This window comes from Xenorhabdus indica (genome assembly GCF_014467235.1).
GTDB classification, from domain to species: domain Bacteria; phylum Pseudomonadota; class Gammaproteobacteria; order Enterobacterales; family Enterobacteriaceae; genus Xenorhabdus; species Xenorhabdus indica.
Map to the genome: position 1 here is coordinate 228,777 of NZ_NKHP01000002.1, position 13,121 is coordinate 241,897.

At 45.2% G+C, this 13,121-nt stretch carries 10 protein-coding genes; 3 read left to right on the top strand and 7 right to left on the bottom strand.

Annotation, left to right across the window (positions count from 1 at the left end; genetic code table 11):
• Positions 1 to 268: 268 nt before the first annotated feature.
• From ftsP to nudF, 7 genes are all read right to left on the bottom strand, one after another.
• A complete protein-coding gene (gene ftsP, locus Xind_RS02655; protein ID WP_187649410.1) occupies positions 269 to 1,693 on the bottom strand; it encodes a cell division protein FtsP in 1,425 nt (474 codons plus the stop codon).
• 308 nt (positions 1,694 to 2,001) lie between these two features.
• A complete protein-coding gene (locus Xind_RS02660; RefSeq protein ID WP_187649411.1) occupies positions 2,002 to 2,742 on the bottom strand; it encodes a 1-acylglycerol-3-phosphate O-acyltransferase in 741 nt (246 codons plus the stop codon).
• A gap of 85 nt (positions 2,743 to 2,827) precedes the next feature.
• Positions 2,828 to 5,074 carry a DNA topoisomerase IV subunit A gene (parC, locus tag Xind_RS02665; protein WP_187649412.1) on the bottom strand — a complete coding sequence of 749 codons (2,247 nt, stop codon included), beginning with the start codon at positions 5,072 to 5,074 and terminating at the stop codon, positions 2,828 to 2,830.
• 163 nt (positions 5,075 to 5,237) lie between these two features.
• Entirely contained in the window at positions 5,238 to 7,133 is a 1,896-nt protein-coding gene (gene parE, locus Xind_RS02670) for a DNA topoisomerase IV subunit B (protein WP_047679313.1), read from the bottom strand.
• Between the two features lie 140 nt (positions 7,134 to 7,273).
• Positions 7,274 to 7,882 carry an esterase YqiA gene (gene yqiA / locus Xind_RS02675; RefSeq protein ID WP_187649413.1) on the bottom strand — a complete coding sequence of 203 codons (609 nt, stop codon included), beginning with the start codon at positions 7,880 to 7,882 and terminating at the stop codon, positions 7,274 to 7,276.
• A complete protein-coding gene (cpdA, locus tag Xind_RS02680; protein WP_187649414.1) occupies positions 7,882 to 8,721 on the bottom strand; it encodes a 3',5'-cyclic-AMP phosphodiesterase in 840 nt (279 codons plus the stop codon). Before cpdA ends, yqiA begins: the two co-directional genes overlap by 1 nt.
• Positions 8,722 to 8,826: 105 nt before the next feature.
• A complete protein-coding gene (gene nudF / locus Xind_RS02685; protein WP_187649415.1) occupies positions 8,827 to 9,498 on the bottom strand; it encodes an ADP-ribose diphosphatase in 672 nt (223 codons plus the stop codon).
• 219 nt (positions 9,499 to 9,717) lie between these two features.
• On the opposite strand from nudF, the gene tolC reads away from it, so the two are divergent.
• The 3 genes from tolC to Xind_RS02700 all read left to right on the top strand — a co-directional run bounded on the left by tolC (position 9,718) and on the right by Xind_RS02700 (position 13,116).
• Complete coding sequence (gene tolC / locus Xind_RS02690; RefSeq protein WP_047679305.1) at positions 9,718 to 11,079, top strand: outer membrane channel protein TolC; 1,362 nt, start codon at positions 9,718 to 9,720, stop codon at positions 11,077 to 11,079.
• A gap of 171 nt (positions 11,080 to 11,250) precedes the next feature.
• Positions 11,251 to 11,931, top strand: a complete 681-nt coding sequence (locus Xind_RS02695) for a DUF1190 family protein (RefSeq protein WP_047679303.1) — start codon at positions 11,251 to 11,253, stop codon at positions 11,929 to 11,931.
• 24 nt (positions 11,932 to 11,955) lie between these two features.
• Entirely contained in the window at positions 11,956 to 13,116 is a 1,161-nt protein-coding gene (locus Xind_RS02700) for a glutathionylspermidine synthase family protein (protein ID WP_047679301.1), read from the top strand.
• The last annotated feature ends 5 nt before the right edge of the window (positions 13,117 to 13,121 follow it).

Sequence of the window (13,121 nt, forward strand, 5' to 3'; positions counted from 1 at the left end):
GCAACTCGGATTAAAAATTATATTAATGATTTAAATGTATAATTCAATAAATAGATGCAGGGAATATTTATTGATAGATATTCATCTTAGCCGTGTAAGTGATAAGTACTATTAGTGTTACAGCCGTATTTATTTATCTAAACCAAAGATATTTCCATAAGAAAGATTTGAATAATACGATTTACTGATTATTATCAATACCCACTTTCTTTATTTCTCCTTCAAATCAGACATGCTAATGACCATGAAAAAGGTCTCATAAGAGACCTTACCTCCCCGCCGGACTAACAACTAATTGCCCTGCCACCCCATGATCTGCCATTTCCAATATCTGGCTGTAATACATAAAAGGGTAATGTTCATACGATGGCTGCATCATATTTACCAGCAATTCTGTTCTGCCATCAACCCAGACAGTATCTTTCCAGCCATAATCCTGGGGCTCTGGCCGCACACCGTTGTGGTTGATGACCTTAAATCTGGCACCTTCAATATGGAAAGGTTGTGGAACCGAGGTAGTGACTACCCAACGTTCCCACGCCCCCTGGTGGCTGGTTATATCGATACGACCTGAATGCAATAATGCGCCATTGATCCCTTGTGTTTCATCCCCTAAAACGATCTGGCGATTGCGAATCGAAGTATTAATTTCCGCCATATCCATGACAAGTTGAGAGGGTAACGCTTCCGTGACCAGGGGTAATAATCCCCCCGATTTAATTGTCAGAACGTTCGTTGAGCGTAATTTGTTGGAGGGTTCAAACAGCCCTTTCAGGCGATCAATCATGCCAGCAGACTCACCTGCGGTAATAACCACACTATCCACTTTTGACATATCCACCAGCACTTCACGACGTTCTCCCGGTGCAAGAAAAAGCGTCTGCACTGCAACCGGCGCAGGCAGCAGGCCCTGATCGGTCGCAACCATATAAAAAGGTCTACCATCACTGAGTTGCAATTGGAAGCGGCGGGCATTGGCTGCATTCAATAAACGCAGTCTGATCCAGCCCTTGGCAACTTCAATAAAAGGATCTTCCACACCATTAACAACTAATGTATCACCAAGAAAGCCCTGAGCGGCAGAGGCTTTGTCATACCGGGGAGTACCAAAATTGTCCAATCGCTTGTCTTGCAGAATAACGGGGAAATCATCAACTCCATAATGTTTAGGCAAAGGTAAGTTACGGCTGCTTGCATCTTCTACCAACCACATTCCCGCTAGTCCTGCATAAACCTGTCTCGCCATTCGGTGTGGTGTATTAGCATGATACCAGCATGTCGCTGCCGGTTGCTCAATAGGAATGACGGGGGACCAGTTTCCGTTAGAGGAGATCAGACGTGTTGCTCCACCCGTTAATGTTCCGGGGACTTGCAACCCACTCACCGTCATTGAAACAGGCTCTGACAAGCGGTTGCTATATATCAGCTTAACGTTGTCTCCTTTACGGACACGAATAGTCGGCCCCAAGTAAAGCCCATTGATACCCCATACCGAAGCCTTATTTTTTCCATCAAAAGACCAGTTGGATTTCTGTAGAGCCAAAAACAGAGGCTGTCCGCCACGGGATTCCAGCAAAGGGGGAACAGGCAATGCCGTTTGTTGATCTTTATTAGCTCGAACCGCAAAAGGGAGCGCCCCTAAACACATTGCCAAACCAGATGCCTGAATAAATTGGCGCCGACTCAGTGACATATTTTCTCCACGGCAGGAATAATCTCCACGACAAGAAAGAATAGCATCCCCAATTGATTGCTTATGCACACTCAATAAATTTCGAGTGACATCGCGGTGGTAAGTGAATGAATTCCCCAATGTGGGGATATTAGGATTTATTATTCTGTCGAATTACGTTTTATCGATTGCATTTAATAAAAACGTTAACTTATTAAAAAACAATCATATCGCGAATAGGGGATAAATTCTAAAACTATCTTAAATTTATAGTCAGAATTCATCCCCAAACCAGAAAGGAAGGGGCTGTAATGCTAGAATATTTAGTTTTAATTCAACTGACTACGTTTGTTAAGTTCGTCTACTTCTTTATCCAGCTCTTCAATCTTAGCTTGCATCATTTGGCGACAATATTCAGCCAATTCACGCACCTGCTCTTTTGTATATTTCGCCGTATCAATGGGAGGCAACATCTCAACAATAACAACACCATTATTCCAACGATTGAGTTTTATTCTGTCATGGGTTGAGGAGACGCAAACAGGTACAATCGGCACACCAGCCGCAATGGCCGCATGAAAAGCACCAGTTTTAAACGGCAGTAAACCACGCCCACGGCTGCGAGTACCTTCCGGGAACATCCAGACAGAGACTCGATTCTTTTTGATCTGATCCACAACTTGTGAAATCGTTCCGTGCGCTTTTGTCCGATTTTCCCTGTCAATCAGGATATTCCCCGTCAGCCAATACAACTGACCAAAGAAAGGGATAAAGAGCAGACTCTTCTTACCAACAGTCACCGTGCGTGGCTGTACGGCATTCGACATCGTTATCATGTCGTAGTTATTCTGGTGATTACCAATATAGATGCTCGAACTATATTGAGAAGTATCTTCAGGAATGCGCTCTATCAATGTGATACCGAATATTTTGTGTAGTTTGCCAAATGCCCGGCCAAAGGTCATCACATGGCGCGGATCACGCGGACTAAATAAACAGTAAATTCCACCAAATATACAGATCAAAATGGTGAACAAAATAACAATGATCCCACGAATAATGGTTAACATAGTTTTCTCTTGCAGTTTCCTGTAGCAAGGCAGGACAGCGCCACACTGACCCGCTATTAAGGGTTATTTAAGATGTTCTTATTTATTACACACTCAACACTTCTACACGTTCAACACGCTGTAACCCGCGTGGCAGTGAAGTTCCTTTGCGTCCTCTCTCTGCCCGGAATTTCTGCAAATCCTCTGGGTAAAGCTGCAATTTGCGTTTACCGAAATAAAGCGTAATTGAGGATTTCGGAGACAATACCAGCAACCAGCTCAACATATCTTCTCCTGAAGCAGCCTGAGAGGCGGTAATGGAAACAATTTTGTTACCTTTACCTTTTGAAAGCTGTGGAAGATCTGTGACCGGGAACATCAACATACGACCGGCTTTCGTGATCGCCAGTAACATATCATCCTGTTCATTGGTGATCTCCAATGGTGGCATGACCTTAGCATTCTGTGGCAACGTAATCAGCGCTTTCCCGGCCCTGTTTTTAGCAATCAGGTCATTGAAAGTACAGATGAAGCCATAACCTGCATCAGATGCCATCAAAAATCTCTGATCGTCTTTCGCCATTAGCAGATGTTCAACAGACGCCCCTGCCGGTAATGCCAGTTTGCCGGTCAAAGGTTCCCCCTGCCCTCTGGCAGATGGCAAGTCCAATGGGTCAACGGAATAACTACGCCCTGTACTATCAATAAAGACCACTGACTGATTACTCTTACCACGAACAGCACTACGGAAGTTGTCACCGGATTTGTAATTCAAACCCGCAGGATCGATTTCATGCCCTTTCGCACTACGTACCCAACCCATTTGAGACATGACAACAGTGATCGGTTCAGATGGCAGGATATCGTGATCACTCATGGCTTTCGCTTCTGAACGCTCTTTCAGCGGAGAACGGCGCACGTCGCCATAGTTTTCCGCATCCGCAATAATTTCTTTTTTCAGCAGGGTATTCAGCTTACGCTCAGAACCAAGGATAGCCTGAAGTTTATCCCGCTCTTTTGCCAGCCCATCCTGCTCACCACGGATTTTAACTTCTTCCAGCTTCGCCAGATGACGCAGTTTCAGCTCCAGAATCGCTTCCGCCTGTGTTTCCGTTAATCCAAAACGCTGCATCAATACTGGTTTGGGTTCATCTTCACTACGGATGATATGGATAACTTCATCAATGTTGAGATACGCTGTCAGCAAACCTTCCAGAATATGCAGACGCTTGAGTACTTTTTCTAGGCGATGATTCAGGCGGTTACGCACCGTTTCACGCCGGAAAACCAACCACTCACTGAGGATTTCGACCAAACCTTTTACACTTGGACGATTATCCAGACCAATCATGTTGAGGTTAATACGATAGCTTTTTTCCAGATCAGTAGTTGCAAACAGATGATTCATGACCTGCTCAACATCCACACGATTCGTTCTTGGCACAATCACCAGACGTATCGGATTTTCATGATCGGACTCATCACGTAGATCATCTACCATCGGCAGTTTCTTCGAACGCATCTGGCTTGCAATCTGTTCCAACACTTTCGCACCGGATACTTGATGTGGCAGAGCAGTAATAACAACATTGCCCTCTTCTTTTGACCACACGGCACGCATACGTATTGAACCACGGCCATTTTTGTAGATTTTACGGATATCTTCTTTTGAAGTGATGATTTCCGCTTCTGTCGGATAATCCGGCCCCTTCACATACTCCATGACTTCATCAAGTGAACATTCGGGTTTATCCAACATCGCAATCAGCGCATTTGCTACTTCACGCGTATTGTGTGGAGGTATATCAGTCGCCATACCAACAGCAATACCCGTAGTTCCGTTTAGCAGGATATTCGGCAGGCGCGCAGGCAGCATTTTGGGTTCCTGCAACGTACCATCAAAGTTTGGCACCCAATCTACAGTACCGTGACCAAGTTCACTCAGCAGTAATTCTGCATACTTAGACAGGCGGGATTCGGTATAACGCATCGCTGCAAAAGATTTTGGATCATCTGGAGCCCCCCAGTTCCCCTGGCCATCCACCAGTGGATAACGGTAAGAGAAAGGCTGCGCCATCAAGACCATGGCTTCATAACAGGCTCCATCTCCATGTGGATGGTATTTACCCAGTACATCACCAACAGTACGGGCAGATTTTTTGAATTTTGCACTGTTATTTAGCCCAAGCTCTGACATCGCATAGACAATACGGCGCTGAACAGGCTTTAAGCCATCACCGATAAAAGGCAGCGCCCTGTCCATAATGACGTACATGGAATAGTTCAAATAGGCGTTTTCAGTGAATGTGTGGAGCGGTTGGCGCTCTACACCATCGTGAGTTATCTCACTCATGTGTTAATTTCCTCAGAATCTGTCTTGACTACCGTGCGCTATGCTTCTGTTGGTTACACCTGATGTTGGTTACACCTAAAGTTGTGTTACACAAACTGTGTTATAACCAAGAAGTGTTATAACCAAGCAATGTTATAACTAAATGCGTTATAACCGGGTTGCGCTATAACTCAATCTCGATGGCATCACCCTTTTCTTGCAACCAATTACGGCGATCTTCCGAGCGTTTTTTTGCCAGAAGCATATCCATAACAGAGAGGGTTTCCTGATAATTCTCATCGTTGATAGTCAATTGCACCAGACGGCGAGTATTGGGGTCTAATGTGGTTTCACGTAATTGCATTGGGTTCATTTCACCTAACCCTTTGAAGCGCTGAACATTCGGTTTGCCACGCTTGCGGCTCAGGCGGTCTAATATCGCGCTCTTTTCACCTGCATCCAGCGCATAGTGCACCTCTTTACCAAGGTCAATGCGATACAATGGTGGCATTGCCATATAAACATGACCACGTTTTACTAATGTCGGGAAATGGCGGACAAACAAAGCGCACAAAAGTGTTGCAATATGCAAGCCGTCAGAATCCGCATCCGCCAGAATACAAATTTTACCGTAACGTAGTTGGCTGATATCTTCACTGTCAGGATCAATACCGATGGCTACGGAAATATCATGCACTTCCTGTGAAGCCAGTACCTCATCTGAAGAGACTTCCCATGTATTCAGGATCTTACCACGCAGAGGCATAATCGCCTGAAACTCACGATCACGGGCTTGTTTGGCAGAACCACCTGCGGAATCCCCTTCTACCAGAAACAGTTCAGTGACATTTAGATCCTGTGACGTACAGTCTGCCAGTTTACCCGGCAGTGCAGGGCCGTTGGTCAGTTTTTTACGCACGACTTTCTTTGCTGCACGCATACGGCGCTGTGCACTGGCAATTGCCATTTCAGCCAGTTGTTCAGCTTCCTGAATATGCTGGTTCAGCCACAGACTGAAAGCATCTTTGACAACACCGGAAACAAAGGCCGCAGACTGGCGCGATGATAAACGCTCTTTGGTCTGTCCAGCAAATTGTGGGTCCTGCATTTTGAGGGATAACACGTAGGCACAGCGATCCCAGATATCATCTGCGGAAAGTTTAACACCGCGAGGCAGTATATTGCGGAATTCACAGAACTCACGCATTGCATCCAACAACCCTTGACGCAAGCCATTGACATGGGTTCCACCTTGTATCGTCGGGATCAGGTTAACATAGCTTTCTCCCAACAACTCGCCACCTTCAGGCAGCCAGAGCAATGCCCAGTCAACCGCTTCAGTTTCACCGCTGAGAGTGCCCACAAATGGCGATTGTGGTAATGTCACCAGCCCATTGACGGCTTCCAGCAAGTAATCTGTCAGACCATCGGCATAACACCATTTTTGTGCTGTTCCTGACAGATTGTCCTTAAAGACAATCTCCACGCCCGGACACAAGACCGCCTTTGCTTTCAGAAGGTGGGTCAAGCGCGAAGTCGAGAAGCGAGGAGTATCGAAATAACTTTCATCCGGCCAGAAATGAACACTGGTGCCTGTATTACGTTTTCCGCAGCTCCCGATAACTTCCAGCTCCTGTACCTTATCGCCATTTTCAAAAGCGATCTGATGAACCTGGCTGTTACGACGAACGGTCACTTCGACTCGTTTGGACAGAGCATTAACTACTGAAATCCCCACGCCATGCAATCCACCGGAAAATTGGTAGTTTTTATTGGAAAATTTGCCACCTGCATGCAGACGGGTCAGGATCAACTCAACTGCGGATACTTTTTCTTCAGGATGGATATCAACCGGCATACCACGGCCATCATCTATCACTTCCAGAGACTGATCGCTGTGGAGGATCACTTCAATATGCTTCGCGTGACCAGCTAGCGCTTCGTCCACACTATTATCGATCACTTCCTGTGCCAGATGATTCGGGCGGGCTGTGTCGGTATACATTCCTGGACGACGACGAACTGGCTCCAGGCCACTGAGGACTTCAATGGCCTCTGCGTTATAACTAGATTGAGTCATGTTGTAATTCTGTCGGTTGCTTCATGATTTAAAGAGGGTCAATCAGTATTGATTACCCTGCGTTTCCTGGGTTACCGATTTATGGGTTGCGGCCTCACCCGAAAATCCATTGGGTAGATACTGTTGATAATACCAGTCACTTACTTGTTTTTGGCAATTTTTTTACTATCGCCACTGGTTAGCCCCAAGAAGTCAATAATTTGAGGAAAATAGTATTCGAAACCAATAAAAGCATGATTCCCACCTGATTCGACCGTCTGCCTGCACTGCATCAGGTATGCAACTGCCTGACGGTAATCCAGCACTTCATCCCCGGTTTGTTGCAATAACCAGATAAGATCCGGTGACTCCAACGGGTCAATGTGCATCACTTTGAGATCATAGATGTGGCTTTGTTCAAGAGCATACCGCTCTTTGGTATAGGGGTTTACGTTTTCCCCGAGATACTCCTGAAGAATATCGAATGGACGAACCGCAGGATTGACGACTACGGCTGGCAGGCCAAAACATTGTGAAAGCCAAATAGCCAGATAGCCACCGAGTGAAGAACCGACCAAACCAATCTGTTCCCCGGCACGACTTATTACCAGTTCTTCCAGCAAGGCGGCTGCATCTTCAGGATAAGGGGGTAATTGTGGCACCAACATATCTATTTCAGGATGCTGTTGGTGCAGCCATGTTTTCAGCGTATTGGCTTTCTCTGATTGTGGCGAACTGTTAAAACCATGTAGATAAAGTAACGTTGACATTAATACCCGTCCGAATCTAAATCCGGGCAAAATGCATTATTCTTGAGCCTGTGAAGCTGCGTTTGCAATTTCGCTTCTCCCTCGCCAGTCACAGACAATTCAAGATAACGCCAACCCGGGGCCACTGTATCAAGCATAAAATTAGTACAATGTGGTTTAAATTGCACACAAGTTGATGGCGTCGCCATAACACGAATACCATTCCACATCTCATCCAGCTCCTGATGAATATGCCCACACAGTATTGTTTTCACCTGCGGTTTATTTTTCAAGAATTCTGCTAATGCAGGAGCATTACGTAAACAGTGTTGATCCAACCAGGTGCAACCCGATAGTACAGGATGGTGGTGCAACATGACAATCGCATAACGATCACTGTGCTCATCCAGACATTTTGTCATCCACTCAAGCTGGTAATCCGTTAATTCACCATGAGGAACTCCCTGCACTTGACTATCCAGCATGATTAATTGCCAGTGTTGACCAATGAATATTTGCTTAGAAAGAGGGAGCCCCGCTGCTGTCAGTACATCAACCATCGCAGGCTGATAATCATGATTACCAGGTAACCAAACGCAAGGGGCAGGCAAACGGGCAACGCCTTCAACAAAATGTTGATAAGCACCGATAGTTTGATCCTGAACCAAATCACCTGTAACAACTACCAAATCGAGATCGAGATTCTGCTCAAGGATCGCATCCAGCACAGCATGATAACTGCGATAGGTATTAACGCCTAGCAGTGAGTCACCTTTATTGGCGAAAAGGTGCATGTCGGTGATTTGCAATATTCTTGCTGTGGCGCCTTTTGCCACAGGTATTTCAAGCAGGCTTTCCAAATGGTTTCCTTTTCCTGTCGATCATAGGGGATTATTCTAACGTGCTTTTTCACATAAGATCTGCTGACTGGGGCACACTTCGCGTTTCCCAAGACAAATGAGAGATTATCTCTCCAACCACGCTTTTTTGAGTTTTTCATGGTGCAACGTCAGCCACTGTATTGCAATAACGGAAGCCGCATTATCGATAATTCCCTCTTCTACCCATTGGTAAGCCTGTTCACGACTGACAGTCAGCACCCGGATATCTTCATTTTCACCTTCCAGACCATGAATACCAAAAGCAGTAGAAGAATCGACCTCCCCAACAAAAATATGCATACGCTCTGTTGTTCCTCCGGGGCTTGAAAGGTAACTCAATGCTGGTTGACAACGTTTGACCTCAATACCCGCTTCCTCCATCGCCTCACGGCGAACAACCTGTTCGGCAACTTCCCCTTCTTCGATCATGCCTGCAATCACTTCCAGTAACCACGGCGTTTGACTGGTTTCAATTGCCGGAATGCGGATTTGTTCAATCAGAACCACTTCATCACGTATCGGATCATAAGGTAACAAAACGCCTGCATGCCCTCGCTCAAACACTTCACGTTTAATGGGTTCACTCCATCCTCCACAAAACAGACGGTGTCTGAATTGATATTCCGTCATTTTAAAAAAACCACGATAGAGCGGCTTGCGGGAAATAACTTCAACATCTTGTTTTGTAAAAGTACGTGGTTTTTTAGACGATAGGGATTTTGCAGAAACAAGCGGTGAGGCAAAATCTTCACGCATAAAGACTCCTGATTGTTATCTTTTATTTATCTATTATTAAAATGTATTTTGTCATATTGGTCTAAATAAATTCGTTTTGAAGATACAAACAGACCAGAAAATAAGGCAATATGGCACAAACAGCCACCCTATCCTGCAAGTATTCTCTGCTAGAATCTGTAATATTGTTTTTTATGCAGAGGCAAATTAGGCAAAATAGCTGCACAACAAGGAACGCAAATGAAAAAATTGCTATCTCTTTTTATCGCTATAAATCTGGTAGGTTTCAGTACCTCAAGCCATGCAGAAGATCTATTGCAAATTTACAAACAGGCAAAAGAAACTAATCCTGAATTGCTTAAGGCACTGGCTGACCGCAATTCGGTTTTTGAAGGAATTAATATAGCCCGTAGTCCTTTGTTACCTCAATTAGAACTGGGGGCGGGAGTTAACTATGGCAAAAATTTTCGCAAGAACAAACAAGAAAACTATGGTACTAATGCAGACTTAACTCTGAGCCAGACAATTTTTAATATGTCCACATGGAACAAACTGAGTCAGGCTGAAAAGAATGCAGGAATTGCCGATATTACTTACCAAAAAACCCAGCAACAATTAATTCTGGATACTGCCAACGCCTATTTTGATGTTCTGAGTAAGATTGATTCTCTGACTTATACCGACGCCCAGAAAGCCTCACTGTATCGACAATTAGATCAAACAACTCAACGCTTCAATGTAGGGCTGGCCGCCATTACTGACGTGCAGAACTCCCGTGCCCAATATGACACCATTCTGGCACAGGAAGTTTCTGATCGTAACGACCTGGACAATTCTCTGGAAAAATTACGTCTGATTACCGGAGTTTATTATCCACAGTTGGCTTCATTAAATGTTGAACGCTTCAAGACAAATAAGCCAGAACCTGCCGAAGTTATACTAAAAGAAGCTGAAGCCCGCAATCTGAGCTTGTTATCCGCACGTTTGACGCAAGATTTGAAACGCGAGCAAATTAAAGACGCACAGACTGGCTACATGCCAACCATCAAATTAACGGCAAGTACAGGGGTCGGTAATAAACATTACCGTAATGGAGAATACAGCAATCAATATTCTGGAAGCAATTCTGTCGGTGTATCCTTAAATCTGCCACTTTATAATGGCGGAGCAACCCGTTCTCAAGTTGAACAGGCCAAATACGATTTTGTCGCCAGTAGCCAAGAACTGGAAAATACTTACCGCAAAGTAATTCAGGATGTACGTTCTTCTACCAATAATATTGCGGCCTCTATCAGTAGTATTGAAGCTAACAAACAAGCTGTGCTCTCTGCCGAAAGCTCATTACACTCCACAGAGGCCGGTTATCATGTAGGAACCCGTACCATCGTTGATGTACTGAATTCCACCTCTAAGCTGTACGAGACAAAGCGGAGACTCTCTAAAGTACGTTATGATTATCTGCTCAATCTGTTAATTAATCAGCAGGCCCGCGGTACTTTAAGTGAAGAGGATCTGGCGGCACTGAATAACCTGTTAGGTGCACAGGTTCCAACTTCCGCTAGCAGTATTATTAAAGAGATGAAAACGCCATCAATTCGATGAATTAATGCGCTATCGTTTTCAATTAAAAAACGTTATATTAAAGACGCTATACTAATAAAGCAGCCCGCCGTTGTGTGGGCTATTTTTTAATAAGATCCCCAGGAGCCGTCCCATTGCGCATCATTGGTGGGATTCGCTCTTAATCTGATACCTTTAAGATGGATGCCCCCTATGACAATGAAACGGACAAAAGAGATTAACCGTGATAATTTTCGTAAAGCATGGCGAAATTATCGTCTTGCACCTGTGGCACTCGCTGTCAGTGCGGTTTTCATGCTTTCTGCCTGTGAACAGAACGATGAAACGGTATCGCTTTATACCAATGCCGATGAGTGTTCCAAGGCAAATCCTTCTCAAAGTGAACAATGCACTATCGCTTATAACAACGCCCTGAAAGAAGCGGAAAAAACGGCACCGAAATACGCAACCCGTGAAGACTGTGTTGCTGAGTTTGGTGAACAACAATGTACTCAGGCCCCCGCACAGGCCGGTGTTGGTAATCAGGCTCAGGCACAAAGCAGCAGCGGTAGCTTCTGGATGCCGTTGATGGCAGGCTACATGATGGGTCGTTTGATGGGCGGAAACTCAGCTCCTTCACAACCGCTGTTCTCATCAAAATCTGCCAGTAGCCCGGCTAATGGCAAGTTTGTTGATGCAACAGGTAAGAGTTATGGCCCGGCTACGGCTGGCGGTCGTACCATGTCTGTACCCAAAACAGCAATGGCACCAAAACCAGCAACCACATCGACCATTACGCGTGGTGGGTTCGGTGATACAGTAGCAAAACAATCCAGTATGCAGCGTTCATCTGCTGGTTCAAGCTCCAGCTCTTCCCGTTCAATGGGCGGTTAAGTCAAGGTGAGTGATTAAATAAAGATGAAACGCATTAATATTAATGAGCGCCCGGACTGGCGCGAAAAAGCAACAGAATATGGTTTCAATTTCCACACCATGTATGGTCAACCCTACTGGAGTGAAGAGGCTTATTATCAATTCAGTCTGAGCCAGATTGAAGAAATTGAAGGCGTCACCGAAGAACTGCATCAGATGTGTTTGCAGGTTGTGGAAAAAGTCGTCAACAATGAAGAACTGCTGACTAAATTTCAGATCCCTAAGCATTGTTGGGAATTTGTCCGTTCTTCATGGGTAACCAGCCAACCTTCACTCTATTCCCGCCTGGATTTAGTCTATGATGGCCAGAATCCACCAAAATTACTGGAAAACAATGCAGATACCCCGACATCGCTGTATGAGTCTGCTTTCTTCCAATGGATCTGGCTGGAAGACCAGATGAATGCCGGCAATCTGCCCTCAAATGCAGATCAGTTCAATAGCTTGCAAGAAAAATTGATTGAGCGTTTTGAACTGTTACGTGAAAAACACGGGTTTGGCCTGCTGCATATGGCCTGTTGTCAGGATAGTGAAGAGGATCGTGGCACAATCCAATATCTACAGGATTGTGCTTCAGAAGCGGGTATGGCAACGGAATTCCTGTTTATTGAGGAAATTGGGCTTGGCGAAAAGGGGCAGTTTACGGATTTGCAGGATCAAGTGATCAGCAATCTGTTTAAGCTGTATCCGTGGGAATTCATGCTGCGTGAAATCTTCTCGACCAAATTGGCTGATGCGGGAGTCCGTTGGCTAGAGCCTGCATGGAAGAGCATTATTTCCAACAAGGCGTTACTGCCAATGCTGTGGAAAATGTTCCCAGATCACCCAAATCTGTTGCCTGCTTATTTTGCCGATGAACGTCCGGCAGAGATGAACAGCTATGTAATTAAGCCTTTCTTCTCCCGTGAAGGAGCCAATATTCGTATTATCGAAAATGGCCGGGAAATTGCCAACGCCGATGGCCCATATGGTGAAGAAGGTATGATCGTTCAGCAGTTCCATTCCCTGCCGAAATTCGGCGATAGTCATGCGCTGGTAGGTAGCTGGTTAGTCAATGATCAAGCGGCGGGTATCTGTATTCGTGAAGATCGTGAATTAATCACACAAGATCTGTCCCGTTTCTACCCGCACATTATTCTGGATTAAGTTAT

Excerpts from the sequence above, each read along its gene's own strand:
- ftsP (WP_187649410.1), bottom strand. The coding sequence starts at position 1,693 with ATGTCACTGAGTCGGCGCCAATTTATTCAGGCATCTGGTTTGGCAATG.
- Xind_RS02660 (WP_187649411.1), bottom strand. The coding sequence starts at position 2,742 with ATGTTAACCATTATTCGTGGGATCATTGTTATTTTGTTCACCATTTTG.
- parC (WP_187649412.1), bottom strand. The coding sequence starts at position 5,074 with ATGAGTGAGATAACTCACGATGGTGTAGAGCGCCAACCGCTCCACACA.
- parE (WP_047679313.1), bottom strand. The coding sequence starts at position 7,133 with ATGACTCAATCTAGTTATAACGCAGAGGCCATTGAAGTCCTCAGTGGC.
- yqiA (WP_187649413.1), bottom strand. The coding sequence starts at position 7,882 with ATGTCAACGTTACTTTATCTACATGGTTTTAACAGTTCGCCACAATCA.
- nudF (WP_187649415.1), bottom strand. The coding sequence starts at position 9,498 with ATGCGTGAAGATTTTGCCTCACCGCTTGTTTCTGCAAAATCCCTATCG.
- tolC (WP_047679305.1), top strand. The coding sequence starts at position 9,718 with ATGAAAAAATTGCTATCTCTTTTTATCGCTATAAATCTGGTAGGTTTC.
- Xind_RS02695 (WP_047679303.1), top strand. The coding sequence starts at position 11,251 with ATGACAATGAAACGGACAAAAGAGATTAACCGTGATAATTTTCGTAAA.
- Xind_RS02700 (WP_047679301.1), top strand. The coding sequence starts at position 11,956 with ATGAAACGCATTAATATTAATGAGCGCCCGGACTGGCGCGAAAAAGCA.